We start from the raw sequence: 14,239 nt of genomic DNA, 5'->3' as shown, positions 1-14,239 counted from the left end.
GCAGCGGCGTCCACCGGCCCGATCGGAACGCCTCGATCGACTAGGCTGCCCCGACGTGACCGACGACGCCGCTGACACCCCGACCTGCCTGGCCCGCCCGCTCCCGGGCCCGGACGAGGGCTTCACCGGCTGCGCCGCCGCTCGCGGCGTCGACGGCCGGCCGCTGCACGCCGCCGCGCTGAAGTTCTTCTGGGGGCCGATGGACTGCGGCAAGTCCACGATGGCGCTGCAGATGAACTACAACCACGCCCGGCAGGGCCGGCGCGGCCTGGTCACCACCCGCATCGACCGGTCCCTGGGCCCCCAGGTCACCAGCCGCATCGGCCTGGCCCACTCCGCCGTCGAGGTCACCGACTCGCTGGACCTGCGTGCCCTGGTCCGCGACACCTGGGCCGAAGGGGTCCGCGTCGACTACCTGATCTGCGACGAGGCGTCCTTCTACAACGTCGAGCACGTCGAGCAGATGGCCGAACTGGTCGACAGCTACGACGTCGACGTGTATGCGTTCGGCCTGGCCACCGACTTCCGCTCCTGCCTGTTCCCCGCCGCCCGGCGCCTGTTCGAGCTGGCCGACGAGGTGGCCCGGATCCAGATCGAGGTGCTCTGCTGGTGCGGCCGGGAAGGGCTGCTCAACGCCCGGGTCGTCGGCGGGCGGGTGGTCCGCGAAGGCGCGCAGGTCGTCATCGGCGACACGGTGGAGACCGCCGAGATGCGCTACCAGGTGCTCTGCCGGCGGCACTACCGCTCCGGAGACCTCGGCCCGCGCGCCTGACCCGTCGCCGGGGCGTCGTCCGCTCGGCCCTGCGGTCGCTCAGTACGGGTCCCCGCAGACCCGCCAGCCGCCGTCCTCCTTCACCACCGGCACCGTCCGCTGCTCGCCGGCCCCGCCGTCGCGGGTCAGCCGCACGGTGACCTCCCCCACCGGACGGCCGCCTTTCGTACGCACCGACACGTCGAGGATCTCGTGCCCGCTGACCATCGGCGGGGTCCGCACCCAACCGGCGAAACCGACCTCGCTCCACTTGCCCCGGGCCTGCGCGCACAGCCGGTCGTAGGCCCGGTCGACCTCGCCGGCGGAGACCTCCTGGAAGAACCCGTCGGCGGTCTCCCGGACCGGGCCGCTGGCCCCGGTGACCACCTGCACGTTCCACAGGCCCAGCCCGGCCACCCCGGCCACGCACAGCAGCATCGCCGAGGCGCCCAGCACCAGACCGGTGCGCACCGGCCGGTGGGGCCGCGCCGGCCGGGTCCACCCCTGCTCACCGCCCATCACCGTCGACGGTATGCGCCGCGCGGGCCCTGGCGCAGGAACATCGCCCCCTGTCGCGCCGCCGCGCCGATCGTCTACCGTCGGCGCACACCCGGAGGAGGAGCGACGGATGAGCCGCTACGTGCAGCCGGTACCGACCCCCGACGACCCGTACACCGGCGACGCGCTGCTGCGGTCCTGGCTGGAGCGGCACCTCGGCCCGGCCGGACACGCCGCCGCCAAGGGCCGCCTGGCCGACCTGGCCGCCGACGTGACCGGCCCGCTGCGCGCCGCGCACGCCGACGCCGAGGCACACCCACCCACCCTGGTCCGCTACGACGGGTGGGGCGCCCGGGTCGACCGGATCGACACCAGCGCCGGCTGGCAGGCCCAGCGGGCCGCCGCCGCCCGGCACGCCGTGGTCGCGCTGCCCTACCTGGAGTCCGCGCGCGCCAGCTTCGGCACCGCCGCCCGGGTCGTCCAGCACGCCCTGCTGCACCTGTACGCCCCGGAGTCGGCGACCTTCTCCTGCCCGGTGGCCATGGCCGACGGCGCGGCGGCGCTGCTGAGCCTGCCCGGGGTCGACCCGGCGGTACGCGGGGACTGGCTGCCCCGGCTGGTCTCCACCGACCCGGACACCGCCGTGGTCAGCGGGCAGTGGATGACCGAGTCGCAGGGCGGCTCGGACCTGTCCCGCTCCACCACCATCGGCCGGCCCGCCGCCGACGGGTCGTGGCGGCTGACCGGGGAGAAGTGGTTCTGCTCGGCCGCCGACGCGCCGATCGCCGTGGCGCTGGCACGACCCGAGGGCGCCGGCCGGGGCAGCCGGGTGCTCGCGCCGTACCTGGTGCCCCGCTACGCCGCCGACTCGCCCCTGGCCGGCGCCAGCACCGGACCGGACGCGCCCGCGCCGGGGATCACCGTGCACCGGCTCAAGGACAAGCTCGGCACCCGGGCCCTGCCGACCGCCGAGATCGGGCTGCGGGACGCCTACGCGCTGCCGCTGGGCGACCCGGCGGTGCCGGGCCTGGCCCGGGCGATGACCCTGGTCGTGGTGACCCGGGTGCACAACGCCTCGGCCGCGGCCAGCGGCATGCGGCGCGGCCTGGCCTACGCCCGGGCGTACGCGCAGAGCCGGCACGTCGCCGGCGGGCCGCTGGCGGCGAACCCTCTGCACCGGGCCACCCTCGGCGCGCTCGCCGTCGACGCAGCCGGCGCGTTCGCCCTGGCCGGGCACGCGTTCGCGCTGCTCGGGCGGGTGGAGGTCGGCGGCGACCCGGACGCCGCGGCCGAGCTGCGGGTGGTCGCGCCGCTGGCCAAGCTCGCCACCGGCCGGCTCGCCGTCTCCTCCGCCAGCGAGTACGTGGAGGCCTTCGGTGGCGCCGGCTACGTGGAGGACACCGGGGTGCCCCGGCTGCTGCGCGACGCGCAGGTGCTGCCGATCTGGGAGGGCACCACCAACGTGCTGGCCGTGGACGTGCTGCGCGCGGTGGCCCGCGAGGACGCCGGCGGCCCGCTGCTGCGCCGCCTCGACGAGGCCACCGACCTGGCCTGCCCACTGTCGCCGGAACTGGCCGACACCCTCGCCACGGTCACCGCCGAGCTGCGTGACGCCCTCGCCGGGGCCGTCGCCGACCCACGGGCCGCCGCCGTGGTGGCCGGTGCCCGGGGCCTGGCGCTGCGGATGGCGTACGCGCTGGCCACGGCGCTGCTGGTGGAGCATGCCGCCTGGGGCGACGAGCAGGCCGGGCTGGCCGCCCGACTGTGGGCGCGGCGGTGGCTGCGCCACGAGGAGATCGCCGTCGACGCCCATCGGCACCTCGACACGCTCTGTTGACGCCGGCTTGCGGCTCTCCCCGCGTTCCTCGCGGCCGGTGTGCGCGTGGTGAGCCCGGGTGAGGCCATCCTCACGACGGTCCGGGACCTCCTCGCCGAGGCCTACGCCTTCGCTGTCCGCAGGTACGCCAACCAACGCCGCCGACAGTCCTGACGTACCTGCCAGGAGATGTCAGGTACCGGCGGCAGACTGCCGGGCATGACAGTCACCGCAGACCTTGCCATGGTCAACCTGGACAGCCCCGATCCGACCGCACACGCCGCGTTCTACCACCGGGTGCTCGGATGGGAGATCACCCACGCCGAGCCCGGATACGCCATGATCACCGCCCCGACCGGTGTGTCGGTCGGCTTCGGCGCCGTCGAGGCGTACGCGCCGCCACGCTGGCCCGACACCGACTCCGGCAAGCGCTACCACCTCGACCTGTACGTCGACGACCTCGACGTGGCGGAGCAGGAGTTCCTGGCCGCAGGCGCCACGAAGCCGCAGTTCCAGCCGGGCGACGGGCGCTGGGTGGTGCTGCTCGACCCGGCCGGCCAGCCGTTCTGCATCTGTCCCCGCCCACGGGGCTGACCTGCGGCGGGCTCAGCCGCGCCGTCGTGCCCGGGCGGCCCAGATGACGTACGCCGGGTCGCGGTCGAGGTTGTGCCGGTCCCGGTCGTAGCGGCGGGTGGTACGCGGGTCGGCGTGCCCCATCGCGTCCTGCACGTCCTCCAACGGCACCCCCTCCGCGCGGGCGGTGGTGGCGAAGGCGTGCCGCAGCGAGTGCGGCGACAGCTTCGCCGCCGCCGGGATGCCGGCCGTGCGGGCCAGCCGGCGGACCAGCCGGAACACCGAGTGCCGGTCCAGGCGGGCCCCGGTCGTCGTGACCAGCAGCGGACCACTGAGCTGCTCGACGGGCACGCCCTGCGCGGCCGCCCGTGCGGACAGGTACGCGTCGAGCGCGTGCGCGGTGCCGGGGGTGAGCGCGCGGCGGCGTGGCTTGTTGCCCTTGCCGACGAACCGCACGCTGCGGTGCCCCCGTTCCGCGCCCAGGTCGGCGAGGTTCAGCGAGACCAGTTCCCCGACCCGCAGGCCGAGGTCGGCCAGCAGGGCGATCGCGGCACGGTTGCGGGCTGCGGTCGGGCCGGTGTCCGCGTCGGCGGCGGCCAGCAGGGCGTCCACCTCCTCCGGGGTCAGTCCGACGGTGGCCGAGTGGTCCCGGTCGACGCGCGGCCGGTCCGCCCCGGCGACCGGGTTGGCCTCGACCGCCCGCAGCTTCACCAGGAACTCGTACCAGCTGGACAGGGCGGAGAGCTTGCGGGCCACGGTGGCCGGGGTCAGCGGGCGGCCGGACCGCGCGCCCAGCGTGGCCTCCAACTGCCGGGCGTAGGCGTTGACGTCGAGGAAGTTGGCCCGTAACGGATCCAGCTCCCGGCCGGCGCACCAGGCCAGCCAGCCGGCGATGTCGCGCCGGTAGGCGTCCCGGGTGTGCTCCGACAGCCGACGGTTGCGCAGCCACGCCTCGGTGAAGTCGGCCGGCGCTGTCAGCAGGGCGGGCCGGGCCGGGGTGCGGGACAGGACCGGGACGTCGGGACGCAGCATGTGAGAAAGGCTCTCAGCCGTGGCGGGGAATCACCACGAGGCGCGCGGAGCAGGATCCGGCGGCCGGGTTACCGTCGTGCGGTGCGCGCCAGCCGGCTGGTCTCCCTGCTGCTGCTACTGCAGGCCAGGGGGCGGATGACCGCCCAGGAACTCGCCGACGAACTGGAGGTCTCGGTACGTACCGTCTACCGCGACGTCGAGTCGCTCGGCGCTGCCGGCGTCCCCGTGTACGCCGACCGCGGTCCGGCCGGCGGCTACCGGCTGCTCGGCGGTTACCGGACCCGGCTGACCGGGATGACCTCCGGCGAGGCCGCGGCGCTGTTCCTGGCCGGGATGCCCGGCCCCGCCGCCGACCTGGGACTCGGCGCGGTGCTCACCGCGGCCGAACTCAAGTTGCGTGCGGCGCTGCCGGCGGACCTCGCCGAGCAGGGCGACCGCATCCGGCAGCGGTTCCACCTCGACGCGCCGGGCTGGTTCCGCGACCCGGAGTCGACCCCGCACCTGACGGCGCTGGCCGACGCGGTCTGGTCCGAACGCCTGGTCGAGGTGCGCTACCAGCGGTGGAAGCGGCCCCGGGAGGTGACCCGGGTGCTGGCCCCGCTGGGCGTGGTCCTCAAGGCCGGACGGTGGTACCTGGTGGCGCGCGCCGACACCCAGGTCCGCACCTACCGGGTGGCGGCGGTCCTGGCGCTGACCGTCCTCGACGAGGGTTTCACCCGCCCCGCCGACTTCGACCTGGCCGCCTTCTGGCGGGAGTGGACCGACCGGTACGAGCGCGGCGTCTACCGCGACGAGGCGCGCATCCGGGTCACCGTGGCCGCGCTGGAGTTCATGGCGTACGTATTCCCGCCCGCGATGAGCCGGGCGGCGCGGGCTGCGGCCGGGGAGCCGGACGCCGACGGCTGGGTGCGCACCACGGTGCCGATCGAGTCGGTGCGGCACGGGCACACCGAGCTGCTCAAGCTCGGCGCGCAGGTGGAGGTGCTCGCCCCGGCCGAGCTGCGGGAGATGGTGGCGGCCAGCGCCCACGCGATGGCCGCCCTGTACCCACCGGCGGCGGGAGCGTCGCAGGCTCCCGCCGCCGGTGGGTCCGTCAGGCGGTGAGCTGCCGGTGGCCGTTGCCCCCGGCGGTGACGGTGACCCGGCGCGGCTTGGCGCGCTCGGCGATCGGGATGCGCAGCGTCAGCACCCCGTTGTCGTACCCGGCCTCGAGGCGGTCGGTGTCGAGGGTGTCGCCGAGGAACAGTTGCCGGCTGAAGGTGCCCATCGGGCGCTCGGCGGCGACCAGTTCGACCTTGTCACCGGTGGGGCGTCGCCGCTCGGCGCGGACGGTCAGCACGTTGCGCTCCACCGTGCAGTCGATGCTGTCCGGGTCCACGCCGGGCAGGTCGAACGCGGCGTGGAAGTGGTCGCCGTCGCGGTAGGCGTCCATGTGCATCATCGCCGGCCGGGCGGTGGTGCCGAAGAACTGCTCGGCGAGCCGGTCGATCTCACGGAAGGGGTCGGTACGCATCAACATCGTCGTGCCTCCTCGGTTCCCTGGGCCGAAGGTCCAGTCGAGTTGAGCCAGGGTGACTCAACTTCCTATTCGATATGTAGCGCGTGTCGGGCCGGGCGTCAACTCGACGGCAGGAGCTTCTCGAACCAGTGTTCGGCGTACCCGCCGTCGTTGTAGGCAGGGATCTCGGTGTAGCCGTGGCGGGCGTACAGCGCCCGGGCCTCCACCAGGTCGTGGCGGGTGTCCAGCCGGATCCGGTCGACGCCGAGCCGGCGGGCGCGCTGCTCGACGGCGGCCAGCAGTGCCGCCCCGCCCCCGCTTCCCCGGTGCTGCGGGTGGACGAAGAGCCGGGTCAGTTCCGCCCAGGCGGGGCGCAGCCGCAGTCCGGCGCAACCGGCGGGTCGACCCGACCGGTGGGCGACCAGCAGGAGGCCGGTCGGGGCGACGAGATCGTCGCTGGGCTCGTCCCGCAGCGCCGACTCGACCTCGCCCGGGCGTACCGGCCGGCCGTGGTAGCGGCGGACCAGCTCCTCGTAGTAGTGCCACAGCAGGCCGGTGGCGTCGGGGTGCTCGGGTCGGGTCAGGCGCACCGTCCACCCGGCGCTGTCGGACATGCTCATCTGTTGATCGTCGCCACCCGGTCAACGGGAATTCCCGGGCACCGGCGACCGTCGTGGTCGCCGGTGCCGGTGGTCGGCTCAGTGGGCGCGCGTCGGTAGCAGCGCGATCAGCGGCGCCGCCACGGCCAGGTGGATGACGCTCAGGACGATCTTGGCGCCCGTGGTCGCCTCGGTGGCGAAGACGGGGATGAGCGAGAGCAGGGTCAGGGCCACGGCCAGGGTGGTCCAGATGACGGCGGCCCGGCGCCGGGCCAGGCGCTCCAGGACGGCCAGCCCGAACCAGCCGACCAGCGCCGACCCGAGCGAGAAGATCAGCACGGGGACGAAACCGACCACGAAGGCCGGTTGTCCGGGGTTCTCGACGGTGTAGTCGACCCCGGCGATCGCACCGATCACCCAGATCGCGGCGGGGGTCAGGACGGCGGCGGCGACACCCAGCGCGCGGCGGCGCGGAGACGGGGTCGCGGTGGCGGGGTGTGCGGTCACGGTCATGCCAGCTCCTCGGTCGACGAATGGACGCATACGACCGTACCAGATAGTCTTGATCCGAACTATCTCGATTGGGACTAGCAGGTCGGGCGGCTCCCCGGGCCGCACCCACCGCCGGCCAGCCGGCCGGAGACCAGGCTGCTGATCGAGCGCAGGAACACCTCACGGTCCGCCTCGGGCAGTGTCGACAGCACGTCCCGCTGGAGCGCGGCGGCGATCTCCTGCGCCCGGTCGAGCACCTTCTCCCCCTCGACGGTCACCTCCACCAGGCGGGCCCGGCGGTCGGTCGGCGACGGGCGGCGGCGGACCAGCCCGGCGGTTTCGAGTTGGTCGAGGGTGACCACCATGGTGGTCTTGTCGATGCCACACAGGTCACCGATCTGACGCTGGGTCAGACCTCCCGGACGCGCCTTGAGCAACACGCAGTGCCCCCGCGGGGAGATGCCCAGCTCGGCCACACCCGCGCCGTGCTCCACCATGAGCGCGTTACTGGCCCACGCGAGCAGGAACATCAGGTCGGGGGCACCCGGCGAGCACGAGGTCATGCCACCGAGGCTAACAAGGCCGTCCGGATCCGGATCGTCTCGCCGACGGACGGTCAGGGACCGATCCGCCAGTAGACACCCTGCTCCCGGGCGAGCAGGCACTCGTCGACGAGATGACGGCGCAGCGTGACATGGTCCGTGCCACCGCCGTCGCACCACCGCCGCAGCAACTCGTCGACCTGGCGCTCCGGGTAACGGATCCCCGGCTCGAACGACCCGGCCACATGCGCGAGCAGCACCCGCCGCCGGCCGCGCTGTGCGGGCAGGCTCACCAGCACCCCGTCGCGCAGGAAGGTGCGTAGCACCCGCTGCTCGGGATCCTCGGACCGGCTCGGCGGCCCGGCGGTCCGTGCCGCCTCGCGCAGCCGCTCGGCATCCACCCGCAGCTCATCGCCGCTGTCGACGACCACGCCGGCGTCGGCGAGACGCCGCACCGCCGTTGCCACCTGCCGCGCGGGCAGCCCGGCGCGCGCGGCCACCGCGGCCAGGTCACCGCCGTCGAGCACGATCGCCGCGAACACCCGCCGCCGTCCGTCGTCGGCGAGCGCACCCGCCAGAGCCTGCGCCGTCATGCCCGCCACCCTGCCATTGGGATACGGGCACCGCCACGTGTTTTCAGTCGGCCCTGCCCTCGGCGTGCGGTGAGACGCGACGCAGCAGGCCGTGCCGACGCGGTGCGGCTCAGAGGGTGTGCCCGGTGGTGGCGTCCACGTGGTCGGGAACGTCCTCGTGCCGGTCCCCCACGCTCGAGGTGCCTGCCGGCTCGAACATCAGGATCGACGCGCCATCCACCGAGGACGGACGGTGCTCCACGCCACGCGGCACCACGAACACCGCGCCCCGGGGCAGCACCACCGTCCGCTCCCCGGCCGGCTCGCGCAGCGCGATGCGCAACTCACCGTCGAGGACCAGGAAGAACTCGTCGGTGTGGTCGTGGGCGTGCCAGACGTGCTCGCCGGCCACCTTGGCGATGCGTACGTCGTAGTCGTTGACCCGGGTGACGATCCGCGGACTCCACAGCTGGTCGAACGCGGCCAGCGCGCTCGCCAGGTCGATCGGCTCCTCGCTCATCGGCCCATCCTGGCACCGGCCGCGCCCATGCGGTGACCCCGCCGGTCTAGAGGAAACGGTGCATGACGTGCAGGCCGACCCGGCCCCGCTGCGGATGCGCGAAGGACTCCGGCACGGTGCCGATGACGGCGAACCCGAGCCGCCGGTAGAGCCGCACCGCGACCTCGTTGGACTCCGCCACGGCGTTGAACTGCATCGCCGCGTACCCCTGTGTGCGGGCCCAGGCCAGGGCATCCTCCGCCAACGCGCGGCCCACGCCCCGGCCGCGCGCGTCGGCGGCGACCATGAAACTGGCCGTGCTCACATACCGACCCGGACCGGGCCGGTTGGGGCCCATCTTCGCCGTGCCCAGCACCTGATCGCCGTCCATTGCGACCACCGTCCGCCCCGGCGGGGCCTCCACCCACACCTCGCGCAGCACCTTCGCCGGCCAGGCCGGGTCGTACGGGAACGTGTCACCAGCGGCGACGACCTGCGCGACGATCGCCTCGACGGCCGGCCAGTCGGTCTCCACGAAGTCCCTGATGATCATTCGGGCAGACTAGTGGCCGGTGCCCCACGACCCCACCGAATTACCCGGCGGTCGCGACCACCACGAGTTCGCCGTCCTCGCCCGCACCGACCGCCTCGCCGTGCCAGCCACCGTGGACACGGTCCACCCGGAACCCGGCGGCGGTCAGGTCCGCGCGCAGCCGCGCCTCGTCCCGAAAGCGCAGCACCGCCCGGCTGCGCAGCCGCTCACCGCCGGGAAACCGGTAGTGCCGGCGGAGCTCGACCAGGCCGCCGCCGCGCACGGCGGTCACGTCCGTCCAGACCCGCACCACCTGGCCGTCCGGCAGCGGTACGTGCCGACGCGAGTCGACCGGGTTCCACCGCTCCCACCGCCGGTCGGCCGGATCGCGGGAGTCGAACAGCAGCCGACCGCCGTCGACCAGCGCGGCCCGCAGCGCCGCCAAGGTCGCCCGCCACTGCCCGTCGTCGGTCAGGAACTGCGCCACGTGGCTCGTCATCAGCGCCACGTCGTACACCCCGACCGGCAGCACCTCCCGGCTGCCGGCGACCCAGCTGACCCGCTCGGCGCCCGGCTTGGCCCGCGCGGCGGCCAACGACGCGCGGGCCGGATCCACGCCGGTGACGGTGTGTCCGGCCGCGGCGAGGGCGAGGGTCAGCCGACCGGTGCCGCAGCCGAAGTCGAGCACCCGCAGCGGTGCCGTGCCGACCTCGGTGAGGAAGAAGTCGTCGTCGGCGGACCAGCCACATTCGGCGTCGTAGACCGCGACGAGACGGGGGTCGGTGAACTCCGCGTCACGCACCGCCGCACCGTAACCGGACGTGCGTCGGCCCGGCGAGGCGTTTCCCGCCGACGTGGACCGGGCTGCTGCCCGACGACCGGCTGAGGTAGGCCGGCGCACGCCCCGGCGAAAGGCAGCGACGACCGGCCGCCCTACGCCGTGACGGCCTCGGCGACGACGCAGGCGATGTTGTCCGGCGCCCCCTGCTGGTACGCGGCCTCGACCAGGCGTCGCACGAGGTGCTCCGGGTCGGCCTCGGCGGCGAGGACGGACCGGATCGTGGCGTGCGCGACGACGGCGGACAACCCGTCCGAGCAGAGCAGGTAACGGTCGCCGGCCATGACGGTACGCAGCGCGAGGTCCGCCTCGACCTGGTGGCCGCCCGCGCCCAGGGCCCGTACCAGCAGAGCGCGCTGTGGATGCGTCGCGGCCTGGGCATGGTCGAGCCGGTCCTGGTCGACCAGCGACTGAACGTAGGTGTGGTCCCGGGTGAGCAGGGACAGCTCGCCGGCGCGCAGCAGGTAGGCCCGGGTGTCACCGATGTGTGCCAGGGCCAGCAGGGACCCGGAGCGCAGCATCGCCGTCAGGGTGGTGACGGGCTGGTGGTCCTCCAGTGCCGCCTCGCGTACGGTGCGGTCGGCCTCGGCGAGCGCGCCGGCCATCAGTGCGAGCAGGTCCCCCGCCGGCGCCTCGACCGGCTCCAGGGCCCGCAGCGTGTCGATCGCGGCGGCGCTGGCAGCCGCGCCCCCGGGGCCGCGTAGCCCGTCGGCGACCGCCAGCAGTCGCTCACCGGCGTACGCGGCGTCCTCGTTGCTGTCGCGCACGGCTCCGGCCACGCAGTGCACCGCGTGACGGAAGGTCAGCGCCTGGTTCGCATCGGACATCGTGGTGCCCCTTCCTGAGAGGTGATCGACGAGGAAGGTGGCGATGCGTCTGCGGGCAGCCGTGTCGGCGGCGACGCGCACCCAGTACGCCTCGATCGCCGCGGCGGCCGCCTGCGGATCGAGACGGCAGACCGCCCCGATCTCGGCCAGCGGCATGCCGATGCGGCGTAGCTGGGCGATCAGCCGGGCCTTGGGCAGCTGGTCCGGGTCGTAGAACCGGTACCCGGACTCGGGATCGACCGCGGCCGGCGCCAGCAGGCCCGACTCGTCGTAGAGCCGCAACGCCTTCGGCGTCAGCCGCGCCGCCCTGGCGAACGCCCCGATGGTCAACAACCCCACGTCGACATCCTCCTCGTGCCGGCCACCTCGGCCGGCACGACCCAGGCTGGGGTCTGCCCGAGGGTGAAGGTCAAGCGCCACGGGCGCCCGTGGCGAAGGGAAGTCTCTACTCCTCGGGTCCCACGCGTCGACGCACGGGAACAACAGAACAGACATTATGGTGTGCGATTGATTTGCCCGTTACGCCCGAGCAGATTAGTGGATTGCCGTTAATGATAATCCAATAATCTGCTCGGGCATGAGGGCTGTCGGGGCGGTTCTATGGCCGGTTCCCGCGTGGCCGCGCTGACGGTGAGGATGGCCAAGTACCGCTGGCACACCCAGGGTCAGTGCCTGGGCGTGGCGGTTACGGGTTCTGCAGTTGCTGCATGATCAACCTCACGAAGTGGTTCATGTCGGCCTGCAGGCACGGTTCTTGGCTGTGCTTGCCAGTGCATCCGGGGGCCCACGTGCTGCCGTCGTGGTAGTCGATGAAGTGGTGAGGGATACCCGCTGCGGTCAGGTTGGCGGCGGTCACCAGGGCGGTCTGCCTTACCCGGTTCTCGGCCACCGCCTGGACCGGGTCGTCCAGCAGGTTGCCGCCGTCGCCGGTGTACATCGCCACACCCATGCCGCGCAGCGACGCGACATGTTGGGCAGGGCTCTGCGCGTTCCAGACACCGTCCAGCGGCCACACCGGCAGGCCGAAGATCGCGTCGATCGGGACGATCGGGACGCCGTAAGACTCCAACTGGGTGCTGGCGACAACGGCGGCGCGTATCTCCGGGTTCACCAGGTCGAGGTCGCCGGAGAAGCTGCCCACATAGCTGAACAGGTCCGGCCGGTGCTCGGCGTAGCGGAAGGCGCCGAAGCCGCCCATCGAATGACCGGAGATCGCCCTGCCCTGCCTGGTGGGAATGGTCTTCAAGTTGGTGTCGATCAGCGGGATCAGCTGATCGAGATGGAAGAACTGCCAGTTCTGCGGGCCGAGCGCGCCAGGGTTGACCCAGTTGGAGTACCAGCCGCGGCCGCCGCCGTTGGGAGTGACGGTGATCAGCGGCACGGCTGCAGTCGCCTGCTCGACGATCCTCTTGGTCCTGGACGCGTTCGGGTACTCGGGGGCTCCGTGCAGCGTGTAGTGCACCGGATAGCGGGCAGCGGCGGTGCTGTCATACCCGGCCGGCAGGGTAACCATGATGACGTGCTCCCCGGAGACCTGACCCGGGAGCACGGTGTAGGCAGGGACCTGGTCAGAGCGCACCGTGAAGGTGAAGGTGCGTTCCTCGGCGTCCACCCACGCAGGCTGTCTGGTCACGGTGATCCCGAAGCCGTCGTCGAAGCGCGGAGGCGTCGTCCCGGCGTGTGCCGCGGGAACAGCAGGTCCCCACGCGGCGGTGAGAAAGAGGCTCTTCGAAGTTGAGCGGGGTTCGCTGCTGGAGGCGGCCCGAGCGTGAAGGGCTCGCAGCTCATCGGTGATCATCTGAGTGTCTAAGTCGGATGGTCACAAGTGAAGAGCTGCGAGCATGGTCAACGATACGACCCGGCTGCTGGGTCTGGACGGCCTGGTGGCCGAGCGGGTCGAGCTGGACGCCACCGGCGTCCCGGTGGTGCACCTGGCCACCGGTTGTGAACAGGCGCGATGCTGCCCGCAGTGCGGGCAGCGGGCGGTCCGGATCAAGCAGTGGACCACGACCCGGCCGCGGGACCTGCCGGTCGGAGGCCGGCCGGTACGGCTGCGCTGGCGCAAGCGACGCTGGTACTGCCCGACCCCGGCCTGCCCGCGCCAGTCGTTCACCGAACACGTGGCCCAGGTTCCGGCCCGTGCCCGGCTGACCACCCGGCTGCGTCAGGCGGCGGGTGCGGCGGTCGCTGACGGCGGCCGCACGATCGTGCAGGCCGCCCGGGACCACGGCGTCTCGTGGCCGGTCGTCGCGGGCGCATTCACCGCCCACGCGACCAAGGTGTTGCCGGCCGAGCCCGAGCCGGTCACGGTGCTCGGCATTGACGAGGTCCGCCGCGGCAAGCCCCGCTGGGCCTGGGACGAGCAGGCCGGCTCGTGGACCACGACCGCGGACCGGTGGCACGTCGGCTTCGTGGATCTGTCCGGCGGACAGGGTCTGCTCGCCCAGGTCGAAGGCCGGACCACCGTCGCGGTCACCGGCTGGCTGACGGACCGCCCGCCCGTCTGGCGCGACCAGGTCCAGGCGGTGGCGATCGACATGTGCACCGTGTTCAAGAGCGCCGTCCGGCAGGTGCTGCCGCACGCGCTGCTGGTCGTTGACCACTTCCACGTCGTGCAACTGGCCAACCGCGCCGTCACCGAGGTCCGCCGCCGCGTGACACTGACCCAGCGGGGACGCCGCGGCCGCGGCGCCGACCCGGAATGGCGGATGCGTAACCGGCTGACCCGATCCGCTGCCCGCATGCCCGGCAAACACGTCGACCGCCTCGTCGACACCCTCGAGGCACTCCCAGCGCCGATCGGTGCTCCGATTCTGGCTGCGTGGAACGCCAAGGAAGACCTGCTCGACCTGCTCGCCACCGCCCGCACCCAGCCCGACCGGGAACAGATCCACCGGCTGCTGCACCGCTTCTACGCCCGCTGCGCCGCCACTGACCTGCCCGAACTACACCGGCTCGCCACCACCATCGAGACCTGGTGGCCACAGATCCAGGCGTTCCTGACCACCGGCATCACCAACGCCGGCTCAGAAGGCACCAACCGAGTCATCAAAACCGTCGCCCGCGACGCCTACGGCTTCCGCAACCCCGAGAACCAGCGCCTACGCACCCGCACCGCCACCACCCGACGCCACCGCGGACAACTCAACCCCGCTTAACTTCGATGAGCC

General features: G+C 73.2%; 18 protein-coding genes. 6 read left to right on the top strand and 12 right to left on the bottom strand.

Annotated elements, in window-relative coordinates; translation table 11 throughout:
• Positions 1-55: 55 nt before the first annotated feature.
• On the top strand, positions 56-772 hold the full coding sequence (locus GA0070560_RS24590; RefSeq protein ID WP_091301944.1) for a thymidine kinase: 717 nt from the start codon (positions 56-58) through the stop codon (positions 770-772).
• A gap of 39 nt (positions 773-811) precedes the next feature.
• Here GA0070560_RS24590 and GA0070560_RS24585 read toward each other — a convergent pair whose 3' ends face one another.
• Entirely contained in the window at positions 812-1,270 is a 459-nt protein-coding gene (locus GA0070560_RS24585; protein WP_091301942.1) for an Rv0361 family membrane protein, read from the bottom strand.
• 109 nt (positions 1,271-1,379) lie between these two features.
• On the opposite strand from GA0070560_RS24585, the gene GA0070560_RS24580 reads away from it, so the two are divergent.
• From GA0070560_RS24580 to GA0070560_RS24575, 3 genes are read left to right on the top strand one after another with little or no spacing between them, the layout of a single operon-like run.
• Positions 1,380-3,086 carry an acyl-CoA dehydrogenase family protein gene (locus GA0070560_RS24580; RefSeq protein WP_091301941.1) on the top strand — a complete coding sequence of 569 codons (1,707 nt, stop codon included), beginning with the start codon at positions 1,380-1,382 and terminating at the stop codon, positions 3,084-3,086.
• A 39-nt stretch (positions 3,087-3,125) separates the two neighbouring features.
• Positions 3,126-3,239, top strand: coding sequence for a hypothetical protein (locus GA0070560_RS30145; protein ID WP_425412708.1), 114 nt, complete (start codon positions 3,126-3,128; stop codon positions 3,237-3,239).
• A 45-nt stretch (positions 3,240-3,284) separates the two neighbouring features.
• Positions 3,285-3,659, top strand: a complete 375-nt coding sequence (locus tag GA0070560_RS24575; protein ID WP_091301940.1) for a VOC family protein — start codon at positions 3,285-3,287, stop codon at positions 3,657-3,659.
• Between the two features lie 12 nt (positions 3,660-3,671).
• On the opposite strand, the gene GA0070560_RS24570 is transcribed toward GA0070560_RS24575, so the two are convergent.
• Complete coding sequence (locus GA0070560_RS24570) at positions 3,672-4,670, bottom strand: tyrosine-type recombinase/integrase (RefSeq protein WP_091301939.1); 999 nt, start codon at positions 4,668-4,670, stop codon at positions 3,672-3,674.
• An 81-nt stretch (positions 4,671-4,751) separates the two neighbouring features.
• Between GA0070560_RS24570 and GA0070560_RS24565 the strand changes: the two genes are divergently transcribed.
• Positions 4,752-5,774 carry a helix-turn-helix transcriptional regulator gene (locus GA0070560_RS24565; protein ID WP_091301937.1) on the top strand — a complete coding sequence of 341 codons (1,023 nt, stop codon included), beginning with the start codon at positions 4,752-4,754 and terminating at the stop codon, positions 5,772-5,774.
• Here the strand turns inward: GA0070560_RS24565 and GA0070560_RS24560 are convergent.
• From GA0070560_RS24560 to GA0070560_RS24515, 10 genes are all read right to left on the bottom strand, one after another.
• On the bottom strand, positions 5,764-6,189 hold the full coding sequence (locus GA0070560_RS24560; protein ID WP_091301936.1) for an Hsp20/alpha crystallin family protein: 426 nt from the start codon (positions 6,187-6,189) through the stop codon (positions 5,764-5,766). The genes GA0070560_RS24565 and GA0070560_RS24560 overlap by 11 nt on opposite strands.
• Positions 6,190-6,287: 98 nt before the next feature.
• Positions 6,288-6,788 carry a GNAT family N-acetyltransferase gene (locus tag GA0070560_RS24555; RefSeq protein WP_245675691.1) on the bottom strand — a complete coding sequence of 167 codons (501 nt, stop codon included), beginning with the start codon at positions 6,786-6,788 and terminating at the stop codon, positions 6,288-6,290.
• Positions 6,789-6,866: 78 nt separating this feature from the next.
• A complete protein-coding gene (locus tag GA0070560_RS24550; protein ID WP_091301934.1) occupies positions 6,867-7,280 on the bottom strand; it encodes a DUF6069 family protein in 414 nt (137 codons plus the stop codon).
• 74 nt (positions 7,281-7,354) lie between these two features.
• Positions 7,355-7,822: a MarR family winged helix-turn-helix transcriptional regulator gene (locus tag GA0070560_RS24545; protein ID WP_091301932.1), complete on the bottom strand. Its 468-nt coding sequence runs from the start codon at positions 7,820-7,822 to the stop codon at positions 7,355-7,357.
• Between the two features lie 53 nt (positions 7,823-7,875).
• Entirely contained in the window at positions 7,876-8,394 is a 519-nt protein-coding gene (locus tag GA0070560_RS24540) for a DUF2087 domain-containing protein (RefSeq protein ID WP_091301931.1), read from the bottom strand.
• A gap of 109 nt (positions 8,395-8,503) precedes the next feature.
• The gene (locus GA0070560_RS24535; protein ID WP_091301929.1) at positions 8,504-8,893 is read right to left on the bottom strand and encodes a cupin domain-containing protein; all 390 of its coding nucleotides are present in this window, start codon (positions 8,891-8,893) and stop codon (positions 8,504-8,506) included.
• A gap of 46 nt (positions 8,894-8,939) precedes the next feature.
• Positions 8,940-9,425 carry a GNAT family N-acetyltransferase gene (locus GA0070560_RS24530; protein WP_091301927.1) on the bottom strand — a complete coding sequence of 162 codons (486 nt, stop codon included), beginning with the start codon at positions 9,423-9,425 and terminating at the stop codon, positions 8,940-8,942.
• A 40-nt stretch (positions 9,426-9,465) separates the two neighbouring features.
• Complete coding sequence (locus tag GA0070560_RS24525; protein WP_091301925.1) at positions 9,466-10,206, bottom strand: class I SAM-dependent methyltransferase; 741 nt, start codon at positions 10,204-10,206, stop codon at positions 9,466-9,468.
• Positions 10,207-10,337: 131 nt separating this feature from the next.
• Positions 10,338-11,408 (bottom strand): MerR family transcriptional regulator, encoded by a 1,071-nt coding sequence (locus GA0070560_RS24520; protein WP_170839570.1) that lies wholly within the window; start codon positions 11,406-11,408, stop codon positions 10,338-10,340.
• 346 nt (positions 11,409-11,754) lie between these two features.
• Positions 11,755-12,867 (bottom strand): alpha/beta hydrolase, encoded by a 1,113-nt coding sequence (locus GA0070560_RS24515; RefSeq protein WP_091301922.1) that lies wholly within the window; start codon positions 12,865-12,867, stop codon positions 11,755-11,757.
• Positions 12,868-12,910: 43 nt separating this feature from the next.
• On the opposite strand from GA0070560_RS24515, the gene GA0070560_RS24510 reads away from it, so the two are divergent.
• Positions 12,911-14,227 (top strand): ISL3 family transposase, encoded by a 1,317-nt coding sequence (locus GA0070560_RS24510; RefSeq protein ID WP_091301920.1) that lies wholly within the window; start codon positions 12,911-12,913, stop codon positions 14,225-14,227.
• Positions 14,228-14,239: the final 12 nt, after the last annotated feature.

Origin of the sequence: Micromonospora halophytica (assembly GCF_900090245.1) — a bacterium.
GTDB lineage: Bacteria > Actinomycetota > Actinomycetes > Mycobacteriales > Micromonosporaceae > Micromonospora > Micromonospora halophytica.
This window is presented reverse-complemented; position numbering and strand designations above follow the sequence as displayed.